Consider the following 26,662-nt stretch of genomic DNA (forward strand, 5'->3'; position numbering starts at 1 on the left):
CGGCTGACGGCCCTGGTGAACGCCCGCCGGGCGGAGGCGGGGTGCGCGCCGCTGCGCCTCGACCACCGGCTGAGCGCCGCCGCGCGGGCGCACGCGCGGGACATGGTGGCGCGCGGCTACTTCGCGCACGCCGACCCGGAAGGCCGGCACGCGGACGCGCGCATGGCGGCCGCCGGATACGAGCCGGGCGCGTGGGCCGAGAACCTGCACCAGGGCCCCCGGAACGCGGCGACGGTCGTGGACGACTGGATGGACGGCTCCGTCCACGAGGAGAACATGCTGGGCTGCGGCTACCGGGACACGGGCGTGGCGGCGGTGCCGGGGCCGGAGGGCACGGTGTGGGTGCAGACCCTGGCCGACCCGGCGTAGCCGCCCGGGCCGCGCGCTAGCCGGCGGCACCGAAGTTCTGTACCCACCAAGGGCCGTTGGACTTCAGGTTCACGCCCACGCCGATGTCCTTGAACTTGCAGTTGAGGATGTTCTTGCGGTGGCCGGGACTGTTCATCCAGTCGCGCATCGCGGTGACCGGATCCTTGGGGCCGCGATGGATGTTCTCGCCCCAGGTCATCCAGCGGTAGCCCGCCGACCGCATCCGGTCGCCGGCGTCGCGGCCCTCGGGCGTGTCGTGTTCGTAGTAGTTGCGGGCGGCCATGTCGTCCGCGTGGCTCTGGGCGGCGGACTGGAGGCGGGAGTTCACGCGGAGCGCCGGGCAGCCCGCCTTGGAGCGCTCCGTGTTGGCGAGGTCGACGACGCGGCGTATGTGCTCGGCCGCCGCCCCGCCGGGCGCGGCCGCGGGGCGGGGCGTCTGCGGGGTACGCGGCGTCGCGGAGCCCTCCGGGGCGTCCGTACGCAGGGGGGCGGCGGGTGCCGGGGCGTCGGCGGTGGGGCGCTCGGACGCGCGCAGCCCGCCAGCGGGGCGGTCCGGGTCGGCCGCCCCGGTCGACGGGTCGCCCGCGGAGGCGCTGGGTCCGCCGGTCGGGGATGTGCTGCCGGACGGTGACGCCGGAGCCGTACGGGGTGCGGAGGCCGATGTGCTCGCGCTGGGCGCGGCGGGCGGCACCTCCGGCGCCGAGGGGCCGGTGCCGGTGTCCGTCCCGGCGGTGTCGTGCCGCCCGGCGTCGGGCGTCGCCGTACGGGTGGCGAGGGTGGTGCCTTCGCCGCCGGTGCCGCCGAGCATGAGCGTCCCGGTCGCCACGGCGGCCACCGCCACGCTTCCGGCGACGATCGTGCCGACGCCCTGATACGTCCAGCGCCGCTTGGCGTGCCGCCGCGCCGCCGGGGCGGCTGCCCTGCGACCGGTACGGTGCCGGCCCTGCCCGCGCTGGTCCTCGTGCTGGTGGTGGTCGTCCCGGTGGTGGTGCTGCACAGTGACTCCGCTCTCTGCTCTCGTGTACGGCAAGGGCTGCCGGCTGGTCCGGCACACGGGAGATCGGGCGCAGCGACGTCGACAACGTTTTTTCCGCGGAAAACCTCGCGAGAGGAAGACTTCCGTGCCGGCGGGCGCAGGAAACCGGCTGCCTTCGGCCACCGGCGGGAAGTGGCCATGTGGTCCGTCCGGACCGGCCCGGAGTGCGCGCCCCGTGGCGCCGGGTGAGGCTGGACCGCGTGGCGCAGCTGATCACGATGACCTTGGACGACGACGGTGGCGACGGCGCCGCCGCCGTCTTCGAGGTCGACGACGCCCTGGTGGGACCCGGGCCTCCTCCGTTCGAAGAAGGCGTGGCGGTGCGTGGGCGCATGTCGCTCCAGGAGGCGCTGGACCAGTTGGAACCCGCCCTGACGAAGGTCTCGCAGTCGGTGCGGCGGCTCGGGCCGCACGAGATGGAGATCGAGTTCGGTCTGAAGATGGGCGGCGAGACCGGCGTCGTCGTCGCCAAGGGCACCGCGGAGGTGAACTTCGCCGTACGCCTGGTCTGGAGGCGCCACTGACACCGCCGGGCCGCCGGACCACCTCACCACCTCACCACCTCACCCCTCACCACCTCACGCCCGACCCCTTCTGACTCTTCTCACCGACCGGCTGGAGAACTGATGCGCGTGATGCTGGTCCACCCCAGTGCCCTGATGTACTCGGAGATCTTCCTGCGGCTCGAACCCCTGGGGCTGGAACGTGTGGCGGCGGCGGCACGGGACGCCGGCCACCAGGTGCGCGTGGTGGACCTGCAGGTGCTGTCCCCCGCCGTACTCGACGCCGAGCTGCGCTCGTTCGCGCCCGAGGCCCTCGGGATCTCCCTGAACTACCTGGCGAACATCCCCGAGGCCATCGAGATCGCGCACCGCGCCAAGGAGGCCTCCCCCGGGTGCTTCGTGTTCTTCGGCGGCCACAGCGTCTCCTTCATCGCAGAGCATGTGCTGAAGCAGGCCGAGGGCGCCGTGGACGCCGTCGTACGGGGTGAGGGCGAGCCCGCTGTGGCCCCGCTGCTCGAGGCGGCCCGGGACGGCGGGCTCGCCACGGTGCCGGGCGTGATCTCCGCCGAGGGCCGCGGGCCCGCGCCGAAGCTGCTGGACAGCCTGGACAATCCACGCCCCGCGCGCGACCTCATGCGCAAGCGGAACCGCTACTTCATCGGTGAGCTGGACCCGTGCGCCTCGATCGAGTTCACCCGCGGCTGCCCCTGGGACTGCTCGTTCTGCTCCGCGTGGACGTTCTACGGGCGCAGCTACCGCAAGGCGTCGCCCGAGGCGGCGGCCGACGAGATGGCGTCGATCCGTGAGCCCAACGTGTTCATCGTCGACGATGTGGCGTTCATCCGGCCGGAGCACGGCCACGGCATCGCGGCCGCCCTGGAACGGCGCCGTATCCGCAAGCGCTACTACCTGGAGACGCGCAGCGACGTGCTGCTGCGCAACGAGGAGGTCTTCGAGCGCTGGACGCGGCTCGGACTGCAGTACATGTTCCTCGGCATGGAGGCGATCGACGCCGAGGGCCTCGACCTGTACCGCAAGCGGGTCAGCCCGGACGACAACTTCCGGGCCCTGGAGGCCGCCCGGCGCATGGGCATCATGGTGGCCATCAACCTGATCGTGGACCCGGCGTGGGACGAGGAGCGCTTCCGGATCGTGCGCGAGTTCGCCCTGTCCGTTCCGGAGATCGTGCATCTGACGGTGATGACGCCGTATCCGGGGACGGAGATCTGGCACACGGAGGCACGCCAGCTGACGACGCGGGACTACCGTCTCTTCGACATCCAGCACGCGGTGGTACCGACCAAGCTGCCGCTCGATGTCTTCTACCGGGAGCTGGTGCGCACCCAGGCGGTTCTGAACCGCAAGCACCTGGGGATGCGGACGGCCATCGGGGCGATGGGGGTGCTGGGCCGGAACCTGATGCGGGGGCAGACGAACTTCGCCCGGATGCTGTGGAAGTTCGGGCGCGTGTACAACGTGGAGCGGCAGCTGGCGGACCATCGTCGGCCCGTACGGTACGAGCTGCCCCTGCCTGAGCACCGGGCGACGCCGCCCGGACGGCAGGATCTGTTCATCCACACGAGGACGGCGACGCCCACCCACCGCCGCTCGGCGCCGGACCCCGACGGGGTGTGACGGCGGGCCTCGACGGACGGGCCGGCCTTGTCGGCAGGGCCTCGACGCGTCGGAGCGCGCGGGCGAGACTGGCCGCATGTCACTGAAGATCGCTGTGTTCGGCGCGGGCAGCATCGGCTGCCACCTGGGCGGTGCCCTGGCCGCGGAGTGCGAGGTCACGCTGGTGGGCCGGCCGGCCGCGATGGACGGTGTACGGGAACGTGGCCTGCGGCTGACGGGTGGCGGGCGGCCCACCGCGCGCGTGGAGCCGGGACTGCTGCGTACGGCGACCGAGGCGGCAGGCGTGTCGGGCGCGGACTTCGTGCTGGTCACGGTGAAATCGCGGGACACACGCGCGGCGGCCGAGGAGTTCGGCCCGTACCTGGGCGCGGGCACGGTCGTGGTGAGCCTCCAGAACGGGCTGCGGAACCCGGACGTCCTGCGTGCGGCGCTGCCCGAGGGGACCGCCGTGCTCGCGGGGATGGTCCCGTACAACGTGCTGCAGACCGAACCGGGCACGTTCCACCAGGGCACGGCGGGCGCCCTGATGGTGGACGACGTACCGGAGGCCCGCCCGCTGGTGGCCGCGCTGCGGCGGGCCGGGCTCGCGGTCGAGCCGCGCGGTGACATGCGCGCGGTGCGGTACGCGAAGCTGCTGATGAACCTGAACAACGCGGTGAACGCGCTGTCCGGGCTGCCGCTGCGGGAGCAGCTCGGCACGCGCGCGTACCGGCGCTGTCTGGCGCTGTGCCAGGAGGAGGCGCTGGCGGTGTTCCGGGCGGAGGGCGTGGCTCCGGCGCGGCTGGGTCCGGTTCCGGCGCGGGTGACGCCCTTGCTGCTGCGGCTGCCGGACGCGGTGTTCCGGCGGGTGGCGGCGGCGTCGCTGCGGGTGGACGCGCAGGCCAGGTCGTCGATGTGGGAGGACCTGGAGCGGGGCCGCCCGACGGAGGTCGACTCACTGCAGGGCGAGGTCGTCGCGCTGGCCGGCCGCCACGGGCTGACCGCGCCCGTGAACGCCCGCCTCGTCGGCCTGGTCCGGGAGGCGGAGGCCGCGGGGGCCGGGCGTGCGCGGCGCTGGACGGGCCCGGAGCTGTACGCGGAGCTGCGGGAGGCGGCGTCGGGGTGATGTGTGCGGTCAGGAGTGACGTGCCGTCACAGTGGCCGGGTGACGTGCCGGGGTTGGGTGACGTGCCGTCACAGTGCCGGGATGACATGCCGTCACAGGGGTTGGGTGACGTGCAGTAATTGAGGCGAACCGCGTGGCCCGCACGTGTTTTCCTGCGGTGTCGCGGGTTTTCCACAGGGGTTGCCGGTGCTCGTGCGGTCACGCGAAGATCGTTCGGAAAGCTGGACGTCGATTGGGGGAACGATGAAGCCTCGTCTGGTGTTCGTGCACGGCATCGGGGGTCCCCGGGACGCCGGCGCCGATCTGGAGGAGTGGCTGCGCGCCCTGGCCCATGGGGCCCGTGCGGCGGGGCACTCCAGCCGGTTATCCGGCCTGGCGGGCGGCTGGGCCGCCGATGCCAGATTCGCGTACTACGGCGACCTGTTCCGTACACCCGGCGCGCAGGGCGCGGGCACACCGAGTACGCGTAGGGGTGCGGGCGCGGCGCCGCAGGAGGACGAGGAGCTGGTCGCCGAGCTGGTCGCCGAGCTGCTCCTCGAAGCCGTCGACGAGCGGCTGACCGACCCGGACCTGCCCCCGGGCGAGGTACGGGTGCTGCGCCACGCCCGCACCCAACTCGCTCCGCCCGGCGGGGCGCAGGGTCTCGGGGCGCCGGGGCGGCGCGCCATGAACGCGCTGACGGCGCTGCTCGCGCTGCCCGGGCTGCGGGCGACGGGCGGCTGGCTGAGCGCCCGGCTCACGGTGGGCATCCTCGGCCAGGTCGCCCGGTATCTGAACCGGGGTGAGCCGGACGAGCGGGGCGTCACGCTGGACCGCAGGATCCGCGACCGGGTCGCCGCGTGCCTGGACGGCGACGGCCCGACCGTGGTCGTCGCCCACTCGCTCGGCACGGTTGTCGCTCTGGAGGCGCTCCACGCGCACGACGGGGACGTGCCGTTGCTGATCACTCTGGGCTCGCCGCTGGGTGTGCGGACGGCCGTGCAGCCGAGGGTGCGGCCGCAGCCGCTGAGCGCACCGGCGTGTGTGGGCCGGTGGCTGAACTTCTGGGACCGTGACGACGTGATCGCCGCCCGGCCCGAGCTGGAGAGGTTCGTGGTGCCCAACGCCGCGTCGGTGGGACCGGTGAGCAGCCGGGTGGACTCGGACGGGGTGTGGGTGCACCCGGCGGCGAAGTATCTGGCGCAGCCGGCCGTGGCGGGGCCGCTCGTCGAGGCCCTCACGGCCGCGGCGGCGTCATGACCGGGCCGCGGCACGCGCTGGTGATCGGCGCGCAGTGTCCGGCGCTCGGCCGGCTCGACGAGTTGGAGGACGCGGCACGGGCGCTGCACGAGACGCTGACGGCGCCCTGGGCGGGGGCGTGCGAGAAGGATCCTCCGGGCGGGGCGACGCTGCTGTGCGGTGGGCCGGTGCGCCGGGCGGACGTCGAGGAGGCGGTCCGGGCGGCGGCGATGGGCGCGGGTGAGGCCGGTGCGGTGCTGGTCGTGGCGCTGCTGGGCCACGGCATGGCGGCCGGGACGGGCCTGTACTTCATGGCGGGCGACTCGCGCGCGGAGGCGCCGGTCACGGCGGTGGACGTCGGGTCGCTGCTGGCGGGGGCGCTGGACACGCCGGGCCTGGCGGGGGTCATCGCCATCGTGGACACGTGCCACGCGGGCAACGCGGTGCCGGACCTGAAGTCCGTGGCGAACGGCATCCGGCAGGGCGACACGCGGCTGTCGCTGCTGATGGGCTCGGGCGCCGCCGAGGAGGCGTACGGGCTCCGCTTCAGCCGCACGCTGGTGAAGGTCCTTCAGGACGGCATCGCGGCCGGCGGCGAGACGCTGCTGCCGGAGGCGGTCGTCGAGGCCGTGCGGGACGACGGCGGCACGGCGGGGCAGGCGATCCTGCGCGCGGAGTTCGACGGCGCCCGGTTCGCCCCGGGCCGGCTGTGGCTGGCGCGCAACCAGCAGCACACGGTTCCCCGGGCGGGCGCGCTGCTCGGCGCGGTGGCGGTGGAGGAGCTGTCGCGGGCCCTCGAAGCCGTGGGCGACGGGCAGGACGCGGGTGGGGCGGCCGGTCCGGTCCCGGACGTCCGGCTGATCACGGCGGCGCATCAGCTCGACGAGCTCCGGCACGCCCTGGCGGCGGGCCCGCCCTGTCCCGGCCGTACGTGGGCGGTGGACGTGGTGGAGGCACTGCGCGCCGCGGTGAGCACGGTGCATCTGCTGGGCATGTGGCCGGGCGCCGCGCTGACGTCGGCCCTGCTGCGGCGGGCGCTGGCCGAGGTGTGCCCTGACGCGGTGGCGCCGCTGGCCGATTCGTCGGGGACGGGGCTGCTGCGGGACGCGGTCGAGCATCTGCTGTTACGTGCGCCCAGGGCGGGGCAGCGGCGTACGGAGCCGGTCGCGGACTTCGTGGCGCTCCTCGCCCGGGAGACGGGCGTCGATCCGCGGGCCGAGGCCCTGGACCGGTGGGCGGCCGCGCTGGGGGCGCGGATCGACCTCAACGACGCGTTCGAGCGGCTCGGTGACCGTACGCGCGAGCTGCGGCTGCGGCTGGTGGTCAGCCTGCACGCGGCCGTGGGCGACGAGTGGCCGGAGTCGCTCGCCGCCTGGCTGCTGGACGACGGGGCGGTGCGGCGGCACGAGGAGTTCGCGTGCGTGCCGGACCGTGCGGGCGTCGAGCGGCAGGTGGGGGCAGCGCTGCGCTGGGCGTCCCGGCTCGCGGCCGCGCTGGACGTGCCGCTGCGCCGCGTGGAGATCGCCGCGCCGGCGCCGCTGCTGGTCCACTGGCGCCCGGAGGAGACGGACTTCGGGATGCGGCTGGGCGCGGAGCACGACGTGGTGCTGCGCTGGAGCGACCGTATCCAGCCGCCGGAACACCTGTGGTGGATCAACGACCGGGCCCGCAGGACGCTGCGCGCGATGGAGTCCTGTCCGGGTGGCACGCGCGTGGACTGGCTGGGCGAGGGCGACACCCGCCAGATGCGGGAGCTGCGCGACCGGCTGCTGGGCGGCCCCCGCGCGCGGGCCGTCGCGCTGGGGCACCGTCCGGCGCAGCTGAAGGACATGCTGGAGACGCTGCTCGCCTCCTCCCCCATCGTCCTGTGGCCGGAGGACGACACCGACCGCGTGCCGGCGGAGGCCCGGCGGTACGTGGACAGCCATTGGCATCTGCTGCCCGCGGAGTTCAGCCGCGCGTACCGGGACCGCTGGAGCCACCGCGGCGGCACCCCGCAGGCGCCGGGCCGGGGTCACCTGGCGCGGCTGCGGACGGTCTGGGACGACCCGGAGTGGCTGGACTTCTGCCGGTGGTTCGAACAGTTCGCTACGGATGGGGAGAATCCCGCATGACCTGGCAGCCCTTCTACAGCGGCACCGGCGGCGCCGGTCCGAAGGACCCGGACGACCCGGAGGAGCCGCGGCGGCTCGCTCCGGCGCCGCCGTGGCGGGAGTTCCCCCGCCGGTCCCTGCATGAGCAGTTCGTGCCGCCCCAGGGCCTCGTGGAGGCGGTGAACGCGGCGCTGCTGCTGCGCCGCCCGCTGCTGGTGACGGGCCCGGCCGGCTCGGGCAAGTCCACGGTGATCGAACAGGTCGCGGCGGAGCTCCGGCTGGGCACGGTGCTGCGCTGGCACATCACCTCGCGCAGCGGTCTCACGGACGCGCTGTACCGGTACGACGCGCTCGGCAGGATCCACGCCCAGCGGCTTGAGGGCCCGGGCGGCAGCGACGACATCGCCCCGTTCCTGCGGATGGGCCCGCTCGGCACGGCCCTGCTCCCGGCGGAGCGGCCGCGTGCCCTGCTGATCGACGAGATCGACAAGAGCGACCTGGACCTCCCGAGCGACCTGCTGGACGTGCTGGAGCGCGGCGAGTTCGAGATCCCGGAACTGGCCCGGTACGGCAGGGACGTGGTGGCCGTGCGCGAGTGGGGCGGAGACCGGAGGCACGAGGTGACGCGGGGCCGGGTCCAGTGCACCGAGTTCCCGTTCATCGTGATGACCAGCAACGGGGAGCGTGAGTTCCCGGCGGCGTTCCTGCGCCGGTGCGTCCGTTTCACGATGCCGCTGCCGACGCCCGAGTCGCTGCTGCGGGTCGTGGAGGCGCACCTGGGCGCGGAGACCGCGGGGTCCGCTGCGACGGGGGAGCTGATCGGCGCGTTCGTGGAGCGGCTGGCATCGGGTGAGAGCCTGGCCGTCGACCAGCTGCTGAACGCCGTGCACCTGCTGTCCGGGGGCAGCGCGCCGGACGAGGACCGCCGGCAGGCGGTCGTGGACCTGCTGTTGCGCGAGTTGTCCCGTGCGTGACGAACTGGCCAGGGTGCTGGCCGTCCTGCACTCCGCCGTACCGGGCCTGGCGGCTCCCGGCGGGGGCGGTGCCGCGTCCGGCGGCATGGGGTCGGCGGGCGGACTGGACGGTACGGCGCTGGCTGAGGCGCTGTGGCTGGCCGCCCGGATGGCGCAGGACCGGCACGGCACCCACGACGGGCACCCGCGCCCGGTGGACGGCCCAGGGTCCGGCGCCGACGGGTCGGCACCCGCCGCCGGAAGCCCGGCACAGGAGACGGAACGTGCCGCCGGGGCCGCCGGAGCCGCCGGGGCCGCCGCGGGCAGGGACACCGGCGCGCACCGACCGGCCGGGCGGGGCGTCGAAGGCACAGCGGCCGAGGGTGTGGAGCCGGCCGAGGGGGCGCACGCCCTGCACGAGCGGCTGCCCGGCGGCGGCGCGCGGCTGCGCGGCCATGCCGTGGCGGCGCCCCGCGCGAGCGGACTGCCCCGCGCGCTGGAGCTCACCCGGGCGCTGCGTCCGTGGAAGCGGCCCTGGCCCCAAGGGCGGCATACCGCCCTGGACATCGACGCGACCGTCGACGGCTACGCCCGCAGCGGCGAGCTGATCCCCGTACTCGGTGCGGCACCGGAGCGGTGGTTCGACCTGGTGCTGGTCGTCGACCGCTCCCCCACCATGCGGGTGTGGCAGGAGACGCTCACGGACTTCACGTCCGTCCTGGACCGCCTCGGGGCGTTCCGCACGCTCACCGTCCGGGACCTGGAGTTCGACGCCGAGGACAGCCCGCTGACGCCGGGTCAGCTGCGGTGCGCGGACGGCCGCCGGCTGGTCGTCGTGGTGTCGGACTGCACGGCGCCCGCGTGGCGGGCCCCCCGAATGTGGCGGCTGCTGCGGGAGTGGGCGGCGACCACCCCGACGGCGCTGCTGAACCCGCTGCCGACGAAGCTGTGGCGGCGCGGCGGCCTGAACCTGCCGACGGTGCGGTTCACGGCCGCCGCCCCGGGTGCCCACCGCAGCCGCCTCCCGCACGACCCGCCCCCGCTGTACGCCGACGTGGGGCCGGAGGGGCCGGAGGGTTCGCCCACACGCGGGGCCGGCAGCGCGGCCGCGGGCGGCGACTGGCTGCCGATCCCGGTGCTGTCGCTGTCGCCGCACTCGCTGGGCCGCTGGTCGCGCGCCGTGATGCGGAGCGACCCGGAGGGCTGCACGGCCGTGCTCGTCCCGCCGGGCGGCCGGTTGCCGGGAAGGCCCCGGCCGCCCGCCGTACCGCTCCCTCCGGCGACGGTCGCGAAGGGGTTCCTGCGCACGGGCGCGCCCCGGGCGGTGCGGCTCGCCGTGCTGTGCTCGCCGTTCGACCGGCTCAGCCTCCAGCTGCTGCACGTCATCCGCCGGGAGCTGGTGCCGGACGCCACGACCGCGGACGTGGCGGAGGTCGTGACCAGCGGCCTGTTCCCGCTGGAGCAGAGCGCCGCCGGCGGGCCGGTTGAGCTGGTGCTGCCCACCGAGGCCGCGGCGGTGCTGCGCGAGCAGCTTCCGGCCCACGAGGCGTGGCGCGTCCACCGGGCCCTGGACCGCCATGTCGCCTCCAGGGGTGACGGCCGGGCCCGTCTCCTGTCGGTGGTGCACGACGAGGACGGCGCACGGGAACTGACCGCCGAGCGGGAGGCGTTCGCCCGTGCGTCGCGCCAGACCCTGGAGCTGCTGGGCCTGTCCGTACCCTCCGAGGGAACGACGGAGGTGCGGCCTCCGGACGTACGCCGCCAGGCACCGGCCCGGACGGCCACCGAGTCCGGCGAAGCCCTGCCGTCACCGGACGACCCGCCGGCGAACCACCTGCCGGACGACGACTGGGCCCACCTCCTGCCGGACCCCCTGGTGGGCATGGACACGGTGGCCCTCGCCGAGCGGCTGGCCCGGCGGGTGATCGGCGACACGGACACACGCGTCCACTACCTGCGCTCGCCGCGCATTTCGGGCACGGGCGTGACGACGCTCGCGCTGCACGTGGCTCAGCTGGTCCGCGACCACTTCCCGGACGGCCGCTTCTTCGTGGACCTGCGTGGTGGGCACCGCCACCCCGTTCCCGCCGAAGCGGCCCTGTACCGCCTGCTGACCGAGCTCGGCGCGGCACCCGCGGGCGGACCGCACACCGCCGAGGAACTGGCGGGCGAACTGCGCGCGGCGCTACACGGCCGACGCGTGCTGCTCGTCCTGAACGACGCGCGTGACCTCGACCACGTCCGTCATCTACTGCCCGGCGCGCCGGGGTGTGCCGTACTCGTCACGGGCCGGCACCTGTGGGCGGCCTCCGACGAGGAGTCGTGGTCGCCGACCCCGCTGGACGCCCGGGAGGCCCGTACCCTCCTCGTCTCCCTGCTCGGCACCAGCAACAGCACCGGCACCGGCACCGGCACCGGCACCCGAGCCGACAAGGGCCTTCTGCGGGGCCTGACGGACGGCGGGTACTGGTGGCCGCTCACCGTAAGGCTCGTCGCCGGCCTGGTCGCCTCGCGCTGGGCTCCGCCGAGGGCCGAGCTGGTGAACCTCGTGCGGGAGACATGCCGGCTGTACGACGAGTCCAGGCCCCTGGACCAAGTGCCGCCCATCGTGCGGCTGCGTCTGGACCTGCTCCCGGCGGAGCCGCGGCAGGCCCTGGGCCTGCTGTCCCTGGCCGGCACCGGCGAGTTGACGCTGCGGGAGGTGTCGGCGCTCCTCGGCAGGGACGACGCCGCAGCGATCCTCGACGTACTCCTCACCGAAGGGCTGCTGGAGTACGGGCGCGAGGGCCGCTACCGCTACCGCTTCCGCGAGGCCGTGCACCGTGAGGTACGGGAGTCGGCCGCTCCGTCCGCCTCCGACCAGCTCGCGGCGACGGCCCGCCTCCTGGACCTCTACCTCCCGCGCGCGGCGTCCCTCCACGCCGCCCGGCACCCCCGCTCGCGGCTGGCCCGCCTGGCCCCGTACGCCCTGCCGGACCAGGCGTGGCGGGACGACGAGGACGTGTGGATCCCCAACGCGCTGGCGCTGATCGCGTCGGGTGGCCCGGCCGCGACGGCGCTGCCGCGGCGCCGGTCCGATCTGCTGCTCCTCCTCCAGGATCTGGGGGCGTCGACGCCGTACTGGACGCGGTACCGGGAGGCCGGCCTCGCCCTGCTCCGGTCGGTCGCCGACGTCGACGGCATCGCGTACACCAGGGCGCTGACCGGGCTGGCCCACGCGTTCCACCGCGCCGGGGAGACAGCCGAGGCCATCGCGACGCTGGGCCGCCTCACCCGTTCCGGGCACGCCGACGACGACCCGCTGACGCGCGGCCATGCGGCACTGCTGGCAGGCCGGTTGCATCACGGGCGCGACGCGCTGCGGGAGGCGGAGGCGGAGCTGGAGAGCGCCCGCGCGGCCTTCCTGGCCGACGGCGACGAACAGGGCCTGGCGGACGCCGATGTCGCCCTGGCATGGGTGCTGATCGACTCCTCCCGACCAGGAGAAGCGGTCGTGCGTGCCGAAGAGGCCCTGCGCCAGTACGCGGACGACGAGGCCGCCACCGCGGAGCCGTTCCAGCAGGCGCTGCTCTGCCTCGCACGGGCACTGGCCGACGCGGGCCGCCTCGACGAACTCCTCGTCGCCCAGAACCGGCTCCGCACCCACCTCCGGTCGCGCGGTGACCGCCGCGCCGAGGGCCAGGTGCTCATCCGCGTCACGCAGACGCTGCTGGCCCTGGACCGGCCGTCCGACGCCCGGACGGCGGCACGGACGGCCGTGGCGCTCCTGGAGGACGCCGGCGACGAGGACGACCGCGCGGAGGCGCGCCGACTGCTGCGCGCGGCGGAGAACCACTTGTCCGAGACGCCGACGCGGACACAGACGCCGACGCCGACGCCGACGCCGAGAACACCGACAACCTGGACGATCATCGCGATCGAGACGGACGGCGGCGGCGGTCCACCCGGGACGGCCGTGGAACGGTCCCGGATCCTCGCCTCGCTCCTCCAGGGCATACGGGAGCAGTCCCAGGCGATCGGGCGACGTCAGGAGTTCCGCACCTACGGGCTCGGGGACGGCTGCCTGGTCCTGGTGGACCGATCGGTCCCGCTGGGGCCGCTGCTGACCGAGCTGGCCGAACGGCTCCCCGAGTCCCTGGAGTCCGTCGGGGAACCACCCATGGTGCGGCTGGCCGTCCACACCGGGACCGTGCACGTCCAGAGTCGCGACGTGGCCTCCCAGGCCGACGCCCGGCTGACGCTGACGATGCTGCGCTTGGCGCACTTCCGACAGCTTTCCGACAACTACCCGTTCCAGCCGACGTTGTGCGTGTCCCCCGAGGCGTTCGCCCTGCTCGGCTCCGAGACGGAGGAGGCCCCGGACGGGCTGGTCGCCGGGCGATTCGTACCGAGCCGTGTCACCACACTGTCCGGCGTCGAGGTGTGCGTCGTCCTCACCCCGCACATCGACCTGTCCGCGTACGACGCCGAACTGCTCACGTTCGCACGCGTCTTCAACGACCTGGACCCGGACGGCCACCGCACGGCGGCCCTGATCAGGGACTGCGTCGACACGGTACTCGCCCCGGAGGACACGGGCAGATTCGACGTACGCGACCTGGACGCGGACGAACAGCGGCGCATCGCGACGACTCTTGAGACGGCTCTGGACGAGGCGTTCCCCTTCACCAGGCCGTTCCGGCTCAAGCTGGCGCTCGGCAGGCCGGACTGGGAGTTCGCGCCCGCCGACCACGGTGCCGTGTGCCTGCTCGTACGCGCCGACGACCCGCACGCCCGCTGGTCGGCCGGGCTCCTCCGGGTAAGGCCGGACCTGCCCGCCGCCGCACCGGCCGGGTTGCCGGTGCTGTGGCTGCACCGGGGCGCGGCGCTGCCCGAGAACGTGGTGCTCCGGCTGCCGGAGCCCGACCGCGCGGCGGTCCTGGCGCCGGCGTCGGCGGCCGCCAGAACCGCCGAGCTCTTCCGGCGCGTGCAGCGCAGGCCCGTGGCGGACGCGGCGCTCCGCGCGGTGACCCGCCGCCGGGACAGCGCCCGCCGGGTACGGGAGGCGGCGGCCGTGCTGCGGAACGAGGGCGTCCTGGTGCTGGGCGGCAACCGCCGGGGCCGGGAGCTGGCCGTGGCGCTGCGGCTCCCCGTACCGGCGCCGGACGAGTACGTGAGCGTACGGCTCACCCGCCGCCGCCCGCACCACACCCGCCCGTCCGTCCTCGCGGGAGGCGTCGCGTGGGTCACGGCAACCGCCGACGACCCCGCGGAACCGCTCCCCCCGGACCTCCCCACGCCCCGCCGCCCCCGCTGACCACCGCGCCGCGCCGGGCCCGCTGACCACCACCCCGCGCCGGGCCCGCGCGCCGCGCCAACCATCCCGGACCGCACGGCCATTCCGACTTGCCCCGACACTCTCCCCTCGCGTTAGAGTGGTGCCGCTCGCCGACTCTGTCGGCCTGCTTCCACAGTCGTTCCCGGGTCGGGGGAGACCGTAGCCCTCCCTGGGCTCGGGAGCGGCGCAGGCACACGCCGGGACGGCGGGTTCAGCGCTTCTTGCGCTTCGACGCCTTACCGACCTGCTGGGCGAGCTCCTCCTTGGTCATCGAGGACCGGCCCTCGATACCGAGCTCCCGGGCCTTGTCGTAAAGCTCCGCCCGGGTCATGCCTTCCGTCTCCCGCCGACGCCCGGCCCGTGTCCCACCGCCACCGGCGCGACCGTGGGCTCCGCCGCCACCGCCGCCACCGCCGCCGGTGACAGCCTGGCCCGCCAGTTTCCGGGACCGCCGGGCGGCGAACTCCAGCCCCAGTTCCCTCAGCCGGTCCTGGTCGACGGCTTCACGCAGCGCGGGCAGGATCTCGTTCTCCTCCTCCTCGACATGGTGCCGAACAGCGCCGACCCAGTCCTCCAGAGCCTGGTCGAACTCCTTGCTCTCCCAGTCGATCTCCAGGAGATGCTTGCCGAGGCTCTCGGCCTGGTGGTGCTCCTCGGCGGCGTGCTCGGCTTCCTCCTTCTCGCCGGCCTCGCGGGCCACAGCCGGGTACACCCGGTCCTCCTCGGCCTCGCTGTGCGCCTCCAGCATGGCCACGGCCAGGGGCAGCGCCAGCGGCCGGGAACTCCTGTCCTCCAGCATCATGCCGAACAGACGCTCAAGCTCGCGATGATCGTTGGTGACCATGGTGATGAGGTCGTCAGCCATGGCAGGCCCTCTTCCTTCTCTTCTCACGCCTGGACAGAATCGCCCCCTGCCCCGGACGGGTTTCCGGGACGGGCGGGCCCATGCACGGACCGGCGAAGGCACCGGCTGCCGGTCACCTGGGCGGAGGTTCTAGGGAGCCGAGCGCTGGATTTGCTGGGACATGACCAGCCTGACGTTCCGCAGGCGCGCCTCGACGTTCGTGTGCGCGGCCTTGGCCACGAGACGCCCGCTGCGCGCCGCCTGCCCGGGCTGCGGGAACGGTGGTACGCCCGGGGGCACCGGTGCCGGGCCGTGCGGGGGAATACCCGGCGCTGCCGCCGCCTGGGCCTCGGTGACGAGGACGTCCTCCAGCGCCTCACCGAAGCCGAGCCCCACCGCGTACGCGTCGGCACGGAACTCGGCCCGCCGGTGCAGCCAGGCGATGAGCAGCGGACCGGCCGCCACCGGCAGGACGAGCCACCACATCCCCTCCACGAAGGTGTAGAGGAAAAGGAACTGAAGGATCATCAGCGAGAGGCAGCCTCCACAGGCGATACCGGCCCAGTGCTTCGTCCGGAAGAGGACGAACAGGAGGGCGAGTACGGCCCGCCCGGCGGCCCGCGCGGGCAGCGCGTACCAGTCGGCGAGCATCGCTGCCCAGGTGTGACCGCCCACGTGGTGGCCGAGCTCGTGCGCGAGCACCGCGGCGAGACGGGAGTTGGGCAGCCGCTCCATGGCATGCCGGGTGACGGCGACGATGTGCCCGGCGGCCGCCGTCGCGTTCAGCTCGGTGCGCTCCTGGATCCAGAGCTCGTACGTCTCCCGGTCCACCCCCGCACGCCGGGTCACCTGCTCCCACACCAGGTGCAGCCGCTGGGCCTCCTCCGCCGTGGGCCTGCGCATCCCGAACAGACGCCGGGCGATGGCCGATTCCACGTCGCGGTTGAAGACCAGCGGCCCGGAGAGGAGCCAGACCACCGGAACGATCACGGCGAGGGAGGGGTTGACCAGGGCGGACGCGAACGCGACCACAGCCAGGCTGATCAGTCCGATGGGCACCGTCACCAGCAGATGGGACAACGCGGCGCCGTCGATGCCCCGCTGTACGGCCTTCACCATCCTGCGGCCCTGGTCCAGGGCCAGGTCGTCGTGGTCGACGACGGGCCCGGAGACCGGTGGCGCGGACGGAGGAGGAGGCGCCACGGTCGGCGGGGGCGGGGGTACCGGATGAGGGGCGGCCGACGGCACGTACGCGGCGGCGGGCGCCTGCGCCGAGGCGTCCGCGGCCCTCGGGGGAGGCACCGCCTCGCGGACGTCGGGCGGTGGGGAGGCCTCGCCCGGGTACGGCGGTGGCGCCTCGTCCGGTAAGGCGGTCAGCAGGTGCGCGGGGTGCTCGGGTGTGACCTCGCCAGGGTACGAGGGGGCCGCGTCGTCCTCGGACGCGGGAGGAGGGTTCTCCCCCGGATACGCGGGCGGGGCGTCCGGGTAGCCGGGCGCCGCCCCTCCCCGGTACGCGGGCGCCACCGCATCACCTGGATACGCGGGAGGCGGGATCTCCCCCGGATACGCAGAAGGCGCCGTCTCCCCCGGATACGCCGGAGACGGCATCTCCCCCGGCTGCGGGGGCGCCGCCGCCTCTCCCGGATAGGGCGGGGGCGGCTCCTGCTCGCCCGGATACAGCGGCGGGGCCTGCTCGCCGGGAAGCGGTCGTGGGCCCTGCTCGCCCGGACGGGGCAGCGGAAACTCCTCCCCGGGGTACGGCGGAGGAGGGACGTCCTCGTGGTCGGACATGACTGTCTGTCTCCTGACGGTGTTGCGATACGAGTCGTCGACGGGGTCCTCCCCGTCGGCGGCGCGGTCGGCCCTGCGGCCTCAGCCGGCGAGCAGCGCGCCGGGCAGCAGCACCAGCGCCGCCGTGAACCCGGCCATGCCCACCCTCAGCCAGGCGTACTTGATCGAGACGATCCGGCTGTTCTCCAGGAGCGAGGCGAGGACGGCGGCCCTGGGAGCGCGGTCGGTCTCCCGCAGCGCCTCCTCCAGGACCGACGGTCCCCGGCGGGCCGCCCCCTGGATGTCCGCGAAGTGGGTGAGGGGAGCGCCCGGCTGCCAGTCGGCCGTCCGGTAGCGGGGCACGACGGCCATGAGCAGGGATATGAGCGAGAGGAGGAAGCAGACGGCTCCCGCCCACCACATCACCTGGCCCGGTGCCGAGAGGTCGGAGGGGTGCCAGTCGCGCGCGGCGAGCACGCCGACGAGGGCGGCGGCGGCCATGCCCTGTGCGGCCACGAGGACCGAGCCCTTGGTGTCGGCGCGGGCGGCCTCCCGGCGCAGTTCGCCCAGGAGCCGCTCCGCCGTGCCCTGCGCCGGCGCGGAACCGGGCTCGGGGACGGTGGCGCTCATCGCGGCGGCTGGGGGGTCGAGGGGTAGCCGAAGAGCGGTCCGTCCTCCGGCGGGGGCGGCGGTGTGCCCTCGGGGGCTTCGACGCGCCCGGGCACGGCCTCCGGCAGGGCGTCGCCGCCATCCGTCACCGAAGGCTCGGGCGTGGTGGCGGCTCCGGGCGCCTGGCCCTCGGCCGGGGCGTACGCGGGCCCCTCGGCTGCGGGCGGCGGCAGTGCCGGGCCCTGGGACAGCTTCGCGCTCAGGACCTCCTTGATGACGTTGGCCGCGAGCCGGCGCGGCTCGTCCATCTGATGCTCCTCCAGGCCGCCTGGACCGCCACCGAGTGCCTGGAGGGCGACCGTGAGCTGGTTCTGCATGGCCAGCAGCTGGTCCTGGCGCAGGTTCTCCATGACGAGGCGGGCGTCTTCGGGGTGCCGGGCGAGCTGGAAGGCCATGGCGGCCGGGCCGCCGCGCTCCAGCCAGTAGGCGTAGTACTCGATCTTCTTGGCCTCGATCTCCTGGAGTTCGAGCTCCTGACGGCCGCGGGCCAGACTGCGCTCGTGCTCGAGTGTCTGCTGCTGGAGCTCGACGCGATGATGCTGCCGGCCCTGGGCGAGGGCTCGCTCCGCCGCCAGTTCGTCCTCCCGCATGAGCAGTGCGTGCTGGGGTTCGAGTTTCTGGCGTTCGAACGCGATGTCGCGCAGCCGGCGGTCCTGTTCGAGTGCCGCCTCGTCGCGCCGGATCTGAAGAACGCAGCGGACGTCGAGCCCTGCCCGGGCGCCCAGCGGCCCGGTGGCTTCGAGGGCCGTGCGGGCCTGGCGTTCGGCCTCGGCGCTCTCCTCCATGGCGAAGCCGCGGAGCACGGGCCGCAGGGCCTGTTCGACGAGGCGCTGGACCATGGCCGGTACGTTCCGTTCGCCGCTCGCGACGAAGGCGGCCGGGTCGAGGACCTGCCAGGTGCAGCTCAGGGACACGTCGAAGAGGAAGGCGTCGTTCTGACTCGTGAGGGCGAGTCGGGTGGCGGCTTCGTGCCACCCCATGTCGACCTCGTACACGCTGGTCCAGCGCCGGGTGGCGAGCTCGGTGCGGCTCGGCCGGCTCGGCGGCAGGTAGGTGTCGAGGGCGCCCTGGGCCGTGGTGAACACGAGGGCGTGGTCGATGCGTGTGGCACGCAGCGGCTTGAAGCGGGACAGCTCCTGGATCGTGACCACCGGGTCGACGAGTACGGAGTGGCGGTTGGCGTCCTGCTGCCACTGGGGCGGCTGGCTCATCATGATGACGCTGCTCCTTGGGACGGTGGGAACGGCGTGTTCCCGGGGGATCCACGCCGAGGGGTTCACATCGGAATCGCCGAATTCACCGGGAGGGGGCGTCGGCGGAGGAACGGGCGTCCGCGTGCGAGGCGGACAGGAGGGTGCGCAGCCGGAAGGCCACGGCGGGCCTGGCGGAGTCGCCCTCGCCACGCAGGTTGTCCAGGAGGTAGGCGAGCCGCCGGTGGTCCTCGTTGGAGGCCGTGAGGAGGGGCAGCAGCTCGGCGAGCGCGGTCTCGGCTCCCCGGTCGTCCTCGGCAGCGCGGACCCACTGGCGCATGGTGTTGAGTCCGGAGGCGGAGCACACAGGGTCGTTGAGGACGCTTCGCCACAGCGCCGCCATGGCGTGACGCAGCACCGCGCCGTCCGTGCCGGGTTTCGGGTCGGCGCGCGCGAAAAGGTCGAGGAGCAGGGGGCGTCCCGTGCCCGCGGGCCCGTCCGTGGGTCCGCAGGCGTGGACCATGGCGCGCAGCACGAAGTCCCTGGTGGTGCCCCGGGCGAGGGGCGGCAGGGCGCCCCATAGGCCGGCTGCCGCGTCCCAGTCGTCGCGTGCTGCCGCCTCCTGCCCCGCTGCGAGCAGCAGGGCGGCGGCGGACTGGGCGAGGTCGTCGCGCTCCTCCGACCAGCCGCGGGCGGGACCGCCCCGGGACTCCATGCTGCGTACGGCCTCGGTGAGCGCGGCGAGCGCCTCCTGGGGGAAGGCGTCACCGACCAGGGCGTAGCCGCGGACGGCGGTCCAGCGCAGACGGTGGTCCGGCGCGGTGCACCAGTCCGCGAGGATGCGGGAGACGTGCGGGGCACCCAGGTGGTGGGCGAGGGCCAGCGCGTTGGCCGCGGCGAGCCGGGCGCGCAGTCGGCGGTCAGCCGCCCAGGAGCGGATGAGGAGCGCCATGGCCGACGGCAGGTCGGCCTCGGCCATGACAGCGGCAGCGGCGGCAGCTCGGGTGCGGACGACGGGCCGGGGGTCGTCGGCGAGGCGGCGCAGCCAGGCCACGAGCGCGCGCCGGGCGGACGGGTGGCCGGTCCAGACCTCGCGCAGCAGGGTGATGGCGGTGAGCCGGTCCCTGAACTGCACCTTCGTCTGGAGCACCGGGCCCCACTCGGTCTCCTCCGGCTCCTGGTAGCGGTCGGCCAGCGCCTGCTCGACCCGTTGGGCGCTGGAGGTGCCGAAGACCGGGATCCGGGCCGGTTCGCCGGGGTTCTCGATGCGCTGTAAGAGGCCGAAGAGGACGTCGCTCAGCTCGGCCGTGAGGGGGTAGGGGGCCTCGTCGAACGTGGCGAGGGCGATGAGGAAGGCCTTGTCGTGAAGGGTGTGGTCGGCGCTGTCGAACCACTCCCGGACCTGTCGTTCGGCGGCGTAGTGGCCGAACGCGCCGAGCTCGGCCAGGGTGACCGTGCCGCGGGCGTAGCCGGCGACGCGTTCGGCGAAGCGAGCGGTGTCGGCGACCGGCCGGTGGTGTGCCAGGACGGACCGTACCTCGGTGAGGGCGAGAAGTTCGTCCACGTTCCGCCCGGCCACGTCCTGGTTCCTGAGGTGTCCGGCGAGCAGCGCGGCGGGCTCCGGCGGCTGCCAGGGGACGGGGCTCACACCGCCGTGGACGACGGGGTGGGGTCCGACGACGAGGACGAGGTGGCCGCCGGTGGCGTGGAGCCGCTCGCTGAGGGCGCGGATGTGGTGCTCGCGCAGCGGGCGTTCAGCGGTGGTGGCGAAGTCGGCGACGACGTGGCCGCAGTCTTCGCGAAGCTCGCCGACGAGCCGGCCGGGCGGGAGCGCCGGGTCGAGGGCCCGGTACGAGCGGGAGCCGACCGCGCGGAGCAGCATGAGGGCTGCGGCCCTGCGGCCGGTGGTGGCGGGTCCGGAGAGGACGGCCACGCGGTGTTCCCTGAGTCCGGCGAGGGCGACGGCGAACGGACTGCCGGGCTCCCATGGTGCGTCCGGGTCGTCGCGGCCGTCGGCCGGAGCCGCGTCGTCGGGCCGGCTGCTGTCGTGCTCCCCGGGCGGATAGACGAAGTTCCGTGCGAGCGCCTCGACTTCGGAGCGGGGGATCTCTCCGGACCGTTCCTCGGTGTCGCCGCCGATGTGGTACTCCACCTTGCTGCCGCCGAGGATGACGTCACCGTAGACGTGGCCGCCGCTGACACCGTGCTGGTCGCCGCCGACCAGCGAGCCGCCGGTCCGGGCGGAGTGGCCGAGCATGATGCCGGGGATGTGCCGGTAGAGGTCGCGGCGGGAGTCCCAGGCGTGTTCCGTCTCGTCCTCGGCGTCCGCCGACTCCTCGGCGCCTGTGGTCGTGTCGCTGGTTCCGTCCGGGGTATCGGTGGCGGCCGCGGGCCACTCCGCGTGCGGGTCCTGTCCGTCCGTGCCGGCCTGGTGGTCCTGAGGTACGTTCACGGCCGGCTCCCGTCCGTGGTGCCGTCCTCGGTCCGGGTCGTGCCGCCGAGCACGACGTCACCGGTGACCTGGCCGCCGCTCACGCCGTGCTGGTCGCCGGCGACGAGGGAGCCGTGGATCACGGGCGCGCCGTGGAAGTGGAAGACGGCTCCGGGCGACCGCTCCTGCGTGGCGGGAGCGGGGGCGGGAGCGGGAGCCCGGTCGGCGGCAGAAGGGGGAGCCGGAGCGTCGGCGGGGGCCGGAGCCCGGTCCGGCGAGGCGCTCTGGTGGATCCAGGCGGGCAGCACACCGTCCTTCACGGTGACGTCCGCCTCCCGCCAGTGTTCCGGCCGTACGCCACGGTGACCGTGCCGGACCACGCCCTCGTACACGGGCGCGCTCACCGCGAGAACGCAGTGCTCGTTCCGGCGCGCGGCAAGGGCCGACCGCAGCACGTCCGCGTCGAGCAGCCGACAGGCCTGGTTGAGGTCGTGTCCGACGAGTCCCCCGGTGGTACCGGTGTGCGGATCATGGGCCACCTCGCCGACGGCGAGGACGATCCTGAGCCGCATCTGGGCGCTCTCCGAGGCGAGCAGGTTGTGCTCGTGGAGAAGTTCGGGGGTGGTGGTGAGCAGCGACCGCAGGAGCACGGTCTTGGCGACGTCGCCGCTGAGCAGCACGATCAGGCCGTCACCACGGTCTTCGCGGTACTGCTGGGTGGCCTCGACGCCGGCGGCTTCGAGCGTCTGGTCCACGATCTTGTTCAGGGTGCGCCGCAGGACGGCCTGCACCACGTCGTCGCGACGGCTGAACCTCTCGATGTCGAGGAGCAGGATGGTCCGGTTGACAGGCTCGCGCATGGCCGCCTTCCGCTGGATTCCGCTGGTGACACGGCCCGCTCGGGGCCTTCTGGACATCCCGAAGATGCCAGGGACGGGGAGTTCGGGGCGACGGAACCCGGCACACTCGGAATGTGACCATGTGCACAGAGCGTGGTCCGCGCCGACAGTTCCGTCGGCCCCGGTCAGTCGTTTCCGGAACGCGCCATCTGCCGCAGTACGTCAGGTCGTACGACGACGATGCCGCGCCGCCCGGTCCGTACGATGCCCCGCTCCCGCAGCTGCTTGAGGAGCCGTGCCACCGCCTCGCGGGAGGCTCCGACCGAGCCTGCGAGCTCGCTCTGGGTGAGCCCGGCAGTCAGCTGGACGCCGTCCTCCGACTCCTCGCCGTGGGTGCGGATGAGTTCGAGCAGGAGCAGGGCAAGCCGCTCCTGCACGGTCAGGGAGGCGAACTGCACACGTCGCCGGTCGCTGTCGCGGGTGCGGTCGGCGGTCAGAGCGAGCAGCTTCCGTGCGATGTCGGGTCGTTCGTCGAGAAGGGCGCCGAACCGGTCGGCGTCGACGGCGAGCGCCTCGACCCGTTCGAGCGCGGTGACGGTCGCGCCGCGCAGCCGCCCGCTGAGCAGGGCCTGTTCGCCGACGATGTCCCCGGGCCCTCGGAGCGCGAGGAGCGCCTCGTATCCGTTGGGCGCTGCCGAGGTCACCTTGGCCCAGCCGGAGAGGATGATCAGAACGTGGGTCGAGGGTTCGTGTTCCCGGAGCAGGACCTGTCTCGCGGGGAAGGCGAGGGGATTGCCGCTGCGGAAGAGCGCCTGCCGGTCATCGGTGTCCAACCGGACCACGAACGGAACTTGGTCCTCGAGCTGCGTCAACTGCCTCTCCCCGACTACGGCTTCGGGCCGCACACGATCATGCGATCAGCCGCGAGGCTAGCGCATCCCCCGTGCCCTGTCCGCGCCGCCGTCGAGGACGACGGGAGTGGACCTCAGTGGACCTCGGATCGGACGGTGACGCTGCCGCCTTCGTCAGAAAATGGCCCCAATGGGCCCCAATGGCCCAGAAACGGCCGAAGGGGCCATCTCAGATCGCTCTGAAACGGCCCCTGACCTGCGACTCTCACGAGTCGGGACGACAGGATTTGAACCTGCGACCCCTTGACCCCCAGTCAAGTGCGCTACCAAGCTGCGCCACGTCCCGGTGCGCTCGCCGGGGCTTTCGCCGTGGTGAGCGCGACGGGGGAAACATTACCTCACTGACGCGGCCGGTGAGACGACAGGGCCTCGTCGCGGGCGCGGGCGGCCAGGTCGGCGAGGGCGTCGGCGCCGCAGGTGGCGGCGAGGTCGGCGGCGTGGCCGAGTTCCTCCGGGGAGCGGAGGGCCAGGCCGTAGTCGTAGCGGGCGAGGGCGTGTTCGTACGTGGACGGGGACGCCGCCAGGTGGCGTACCGCGCGGGCGAGGAGCGGGACGGCTTCGTCGGGGGCGGCGAACAGGGCGGCGCAGCGGAGGGCTTCGCCGATGGCCGTGTCGGTGCCGAAGCGTTCCGCGTGGGTGCGGGCCAGGGCGGCGGTGCGGCGGGCCCGGTCGCGGTCGTGGTCCTCGTGGCCGTGGTTGTCGTGGCCGTGGTCCTCGTGGCCGGCCAGGGCGCGGGCGAGGTCGCAGGCCCAGGGGGCCCAGATGCCGTTGTGGCGGCCCCGCCGCTCCAAGGCGCTGCCCGCGGCCTCCAGTTCGGTGACGGCCTCGCGGGTGCGGCCCTCGGCGAGGAGCAGCCGGCCGCGCACGCAGGGGCCGTCCGGGAGGACCATGGCGCTGGGCCAGGGCGGGCCGAAGGCGTACCGGTCGGCCAGGTCGCGGGCTTCCGCGACACGGCCCCGGGCAAGGAGGGTGTCGATCAGGAGGCAGACCGCGTCCCACTGGACGGCGAGGCCGCTGCCGACCCGGTCGGCGAGCCGCAGGCCCTCGCGAAGGAACGTCTCGGCGCGGGCGAGGTCGCCGGCGCGGCGGTGGGCGAGGCCGAGGAGGGTGTGCGCGAAGGCCAGGTGGGCGCCGCTCCAGCCGGAGATCTCGTAGGCGCGTACGGCCTCCTCGAAGAGCTCGCGGGCGCGGTCGGGCCGGTCGGTGAAGGCGTACGCGATGCCGATCATGGCGGGGGTCTCGAAGCCCCACTCGGTGTCGGTCCAGCTCACGCCCTGGGCGGGGCGGCCGTCGACGAGGGCCCGGTCGCACAGGTCGACGACGTGGGCGGCGTTCTCGCCGCGCAGCATCGCGTCGAAGGCGCGCAGCGACAGCAGGGCGCGTTCGGCGCTGTCGGTGCCGCGCAGATGGTCGGCGAGGTCCGCGAGGCGGCGGGAGCGGTCCTCGGCGTCGTCCTCGGTGGCCCGGAACGACTCGTACATGAAATGGGCGGCCTGCAGCCGGGTCCGTGCCACGCCCTCGGGGGTGCGGGCGGCCTCGGTCGCGACGGCGACGGACGCCTCGGGCATGCGGTTGCTGTGGGCGAGGGCCTGGCCGAGGCGGCAGGTGGCGTCGGTGCGCAGCTCCGGCGTGAGGCCGGGCAGGTCGAGGGCCGAGCGCAGGTGGCGGATGGTGGCGTCGGGTGAGGTGAGGAGGGCGGCGCAGCCGAGTTCGTAGAGGACTTCGGCGTACGCGTGCGGGGGCGGCGGCTCCTGGAGGGCGCGTTCGAGGCAGCGGCGGGCGGCGTCGGGGGCGCCGACGGCGAGGTGCTCGCGGGCGGCGTCGCGGAGTTGGGCGACGACCTCGGGGTCGTCGTCCGGATGGACCTCCAGGAGGTGGGGGGACGCGGCGGCCGCGCCGAGGCCCGCGTGGGTGACCGCCCAGGCGGCGCGGCCGTGCATGGCGGTACGGACGGCGGGCGGTATCGACCGGTACACGGCGGTGGCGACGAGGGGGTGGACGAACTCCAGTGGGTCCGTCCCGGTGACGACGCGCGCGGCGCGGAGCCGTTCGGCGCAGTCGGCGGCCTGGGCGGGCGTGAGCCCGGCGAGGGTGGCGGCGAGCTGCTGCGCGATGTCGGTGCCGAGGACGGCTGCCGCCCAGGCGAACCGGGTGGCGTCGGTGCCGAGGCGCTCCAGGCGCGCGACGAGGCCGCTGCCGCGCGCGGAGGCGCCGAGATCGCGCAGGTGGCGGGCGGAGCGGGCGACGGGGTCCAGGCGGCGGTCCCGTACGGTCGCGAGCAGCTCGACGGTCTCGTACGGGTTACCGCCGGTCACGGTCCATACCTCGCGGCAGAACGGGGCGTCCGTGCGGTCGCCGAGCGCGGCGCGGGCCAGGTCGGCGGTCGCGTCCCGGGTGAGGGCGCGCAGCGTGACGGTGAGGCGGGCGGCTTCGCCGAGGCGGCGCAGGAGGGCGGCCGCGGGTTGGGAACGGACGTCCGCCCGGACGTCGCCGCGCGGGTCGGCGCGGTGCGCGAGGACGATCAGCAGGGGCAGTTCGGCCAGCCGGTCCGCGAAGGCGGCGAGCCAGGCCAGCGACTCGACGTCCGCCCAGTGCGCGTCGTCGACGAGGACGACGAGCGGCTGGGCGCGCTGCTGTTCGGCGAGGCGCGCGACGACCCGGTCGAGTCCGTCGCGTACGCCCTGCGGGTCGGCCAGCGGACCGGCCGGGGCGGCGAGGCCGAGGGCGGGCGCGGTGAGGCCGAAGCGGTCGCCGAAGAGGCGGCGGAGCCGGTCCTCGGGCTGCGGCAGGAGGGCGGGGAGCAGGAGTTGGCGTACGACGTTGAAGGGGACGGACGTGACGGTCTCGCCGCCCTTGCCGGACAGCACGGTGCAGCGGCCGGAGGCGCGGCGGCCGATCTCCGCGAGAAGCGCGGTCTTGCCTATGCCGGCCTCGCCGCGGTAGACGAGCAGCCCGCCGGTGGCGGCGGGTCCGCACAGCGCGTCGACGGCGTGCGCGGCCGCGGCGAGTTCCGGCTCCCGCTCCAGGAGCGGTGTGGGGAGCGGGTCGTGCGCCCGGGACGGCAGCATCGTGGTTCCTTCCAAGGGGGCTCGGGGGGTGGCCTGTTGATCGCCCTGTGGTCGCGTTGGAGCCTAGTCGGGCCGTCGGTCGGGGGTCACACTTCGGGCCCTCCCCCGGCTCACGCGGCAGGGGGCCCAGGGGTGACAATGGGCGCGTGGACAGGACGCCGAGGGACCGCGACACCGAGGGGCGGGCCCGCAGCGCGCGTCCGCGCGACGGGCTGGGGCGCCCGCTGCCGTACGGGGCTCCGGGGGTGGAGCGGCAGCCGGAGGGCGTGGAGCGCACGCCCGAGGAGGCGCTGCGGGAGGCGCAGCGGCTGCTGGACGAGGGGCTGCCGTTCCATGCGCACGAGGTGCTGGAGGACGCCTGGAAGGCGTGCCGCGACGCGGGGCGCGACGGCGAGGAGGAGCTGTGGCGGGGTCTCGCGCAGCTCGCGGTGGGCTTGACGCACGCGGCACGCGGCAACGCGGTGGGCGGCGGACGGCTGCTGCTGCGCGGGGCGGAGCGGATCGAGCCGTACGCCTCTTCGGCGCCGTACGGGATCGATGTGGGCGGTCTGGTGGCGTGGGCGCGCGGCTTGGCGGGGCGGGTGGAGGGGGCCGCGGTCGACGCGACGACGGAGGCACCGCGGCTGACGGCGCATTAGGCGTGCCCGACGGGTCTGTCCCCTGTCCCGCCCCTTCCCGAAACTGGGGGCTCCGCCCCCAGACCCCCGTATC

At 74.5% G+C, this 26,662-nt stretch carries 18 protein-coding genes and 1 tRNA gene; 9 read left to right on the forward strand and 10 right to left on the reverse strand.

Annotation, left to right across the window (positions count from 1 at the left end):
• The coding region (locus tag HTZ82_RS25220) for a CAP domain-containing protein (RefSeq protein ID WP_175411703.1) at positions 1 to 369 on the forward strand (369 nt) is incomplete at its 5' end.
• 16 nt (positions 370 to 385) lie between these two features.
• Here HTZ82_RS25220 and HTZ82_RS25225 read toward each other — a convergent pair.
• Entirely contained in the window at positions 386 to 1,366 is a 981-nt protein-coding gene (locus HTZ82_RS25225; protein ID WP_175411704.1) for a CAP domain-containing protein, read from the reverse strand.
• A 239-nt stretch (positions 1,367 to 1,605) separates the two neighbouring features.
• Between HTZ82_RS25225 and HTZ82_RS25230 the strand changes: the two genes are divergently transcribed.
• From HTZ82_RS25230 to HTZ82_RS32800, 7 genes are all read left to right on the forward strand, one after another.
• A complete protein-coding gene (locus HTZ82_RS25230; protein WP_175411705.1) occupies positions 1,606 to 1,929 on the forward strand; it encodes a CU044_2847 family protein in 324 nt (107 codons plus the stop codon).
• A gap of 102 nt (positions 1,930 to 2,031) precedes the next feature.
• A complete protein-coding gene (gene hpnR, locus HTZ82_RS25235; RefSeq protein ID WP_175411706.1) occupies positions 2,032 to 3,543 on the forward strand; it encodes a hopanoid C-3 methylase HpnR in 1,512 nt (503 codons plus the stop codon).
• A gap of 76 nt (positions 3,544 to 3,619) precedes the next feature.
• Positions 3,620 to 4,648, forward strand: coding sequence for a 2-dehydropantoate 2-reductase (locus HTZ82_RS25240; protein ID WP_175411707.1), 1,029 nt, complete (start codon positions 3,620 to 3,622; stop codon positions 4,646 to 4,648).
• Between the two features lie 243 nt (positions 4,649 to 4,891).
• Entirely contained in the window at positions 4,892 to 5,887 is a 996-nt protein-coding gene (locus HTZ82_RS25245; RefSeq protein WP_175411708.1) for an alpha/beta hydrolase, read from the forward strand.
• Positions 5,884 to 7,980: a hypothetical protein gene (locus HTZ82_RS25250; protein WP_175411709.1), complete on the forward strand. Its 2,097-nt coding sequence runs from the start codon at positions 5,884 to 5,886 to the stop codon at positions 7,978 to 7,980. Before HTZ82_RS25245 ends, HTZ82_RS25250 begins: the two co-directional genes overlap by 4 nt.
• Entirely contained in the window at positions 7,977 to 8,933 is a 957-nt protein-coding gene (locus tag HTZ82_RS25255) for an ATPase (protein WP_175411710.1), read from the forward strand. The genes HTZ82_RS25250 and HTZ82_RS25255 overlap by 4 nt, the downstream gene beginning before the upstream one ends.
• Positions 8,926 to 14,208 carry a NaeI family type II restriction endonuclease gene (locus HTZ82_RS32800; RefSeq protein ID WP_175411711.1) on the forward strand — a complete coding sequence of 1,761 codons (5,283 nt, stop codon included), beginning with the start codon at positions 8,926 to 8,928 and terminating at the stop codon, positions 14,206 to 14,208. Before HTZ82_RS25255 ends, HTZ82_RS32800 begins: the two co-directional genes overlap by 8 nt.
• Positions 14,209 to 14,440: 232 nt before the next feature.
• On the opposite strand, the gene HTZ82_RS25265 is transcribed toward HTZ82_RS32800, so the two are convergent.
• From HTZ82_RS25265 to HTZ82_RS25305, 9 genes are all read right to left on the reverse strand, one after another.
• Positions 14,441 to 15,094: a hemerythrin domain-containing protein gene (locus HTZ82_RS25265; protein ID WP_175411712.1), complete on the reverse strand. Its 654-nt coding sequence runs from the start codon at positions 15,092 to 15,094 to the stop codon at positions 14,441 to 14,443.
• A 129-nt stretch (positions 15,095 to 15,223) separates the two neighbouring features.
• Positions 15,224 to 16,597, reverse strand: a complete 1,374-nt coding sequence (locus HTZ82_RS32940; RefSeq protein WP_175411713.1) for a M48 family metalloprotease — start codon at positions 16,595 to 16,597, stop codon at positions 15,224 to 15,226.
• 348 nt (positions 16,598 to 16,945) lie between these two features.
• Entirely contained in the window at positions 16,946 to 17,473 is a 528-nt protein-coding gene (locus HTZ82_RS25275; protein ID WP_175411714.1) for a Pycsar system effector family protein, read from the reverse strand.
• Positions 17,470 to 18,726: a PE-PGRS family protein gene (locus tag HTZ82_RS25280; RefSeq protein ID WP_175411715.1), complete on the reverse strand. Its 1,257-nt coding sequence runs from the start codon at positions 18,724 to 18,726 to the stop codon at positions 17,470 to 17,472. Before HTZ82_RS25280 ends, HTZ82_RS25275 begins: the two co-directional genes overlap by 4 nt.
• 82 nt (positions 18,727 to 18,808) lie before the next feature.
• Positions 18,809 to 21,154 (reverse strand): hypothetical protein, encoded by a 2,346-nt coding sequence (locus HTZ82_RS25285; protein WP_175411716.1) that lies wholly within the window; start codon positions 21,152 to 21,154, stop codon positions 18,809 to 18,811.
• Positions 21,151 to 21,993, reverse strand: coding sequence for a hypothetical protein (locus tag HTZ82_RS25290; RefSeq protein WP_175411717.1), 843 nt, complete (start codon positions 21,991 to 21,993; stop codon positions 21,151 to 21,153). The genes HTZ82_RS25285 and HTZ82_RS25290 overlap by 4 nt, the downstream gene beginning before the upstream one ends.
• Before the next feature lie 164 nt (positions 21,994 to 22,157).
• Positions 22,158 to 22,844 (reverse strand): Crp/Fnr family transcriptional regulator, encoded by a 687-nt coding sequence (locus HTZ82_RS25295; protein WP_217624554.1) that lies wholly within the window; start codon positions 22,842 to 22,844, stop codon positions 22,158 to 22,160.
• A 251-nt stretch (positions 22,845 to 23,095) separates the two neighbouring features.
• Positions 23,096 to 23,169 (reverse strand) — tRNA-Pro (locus tag HTZ82_RS25300).
• Between the two features lie 52 nt (positions 23,170 to 23,221).
• Positions 23,222 to 25,951: an AAA family ATPase gene (locus tag HTZ82_RS25305; RefSeq protein ID WP_175411719.1), complete on the reverse strand. Its 2,730-nt coding sequence runs from the start codon at positions 25,949 to 25,951 to the stop codon at positions 23,222 to 23,224.
• A gap of 146 nt (positions 25,952 to 26,097) precedes the next feature.
• Between HTZ82_RS25305 and HTZ82_RS25310 the strand changes: the two genes are divergently transcribed.
• Positions 26,098 to 26,589 carry a DUF309 domain-containing protein gene (locus HTZ82_RS25310; RefSeq protein ID WP_175411720.1) on the forward strand — a complete coding sequence of 164 codons (492 nt, stop codon included), beginning with the start codon at positions 26,098 to 26,100 and terminating at the stop codon, positions 26,587 to 26,589.
• Positions 26,590 to 26,662 lie beyond the last annotated feature (73 nt).

Source organism: Streptomyces sp. TRM64462, from assembly GCF_013362995.1.
Classification (GTDB): Bacteria; Actinomycetota; Actinomycetes; order Streptomycetales; family Streptomycetaceae; genus Streptomyces.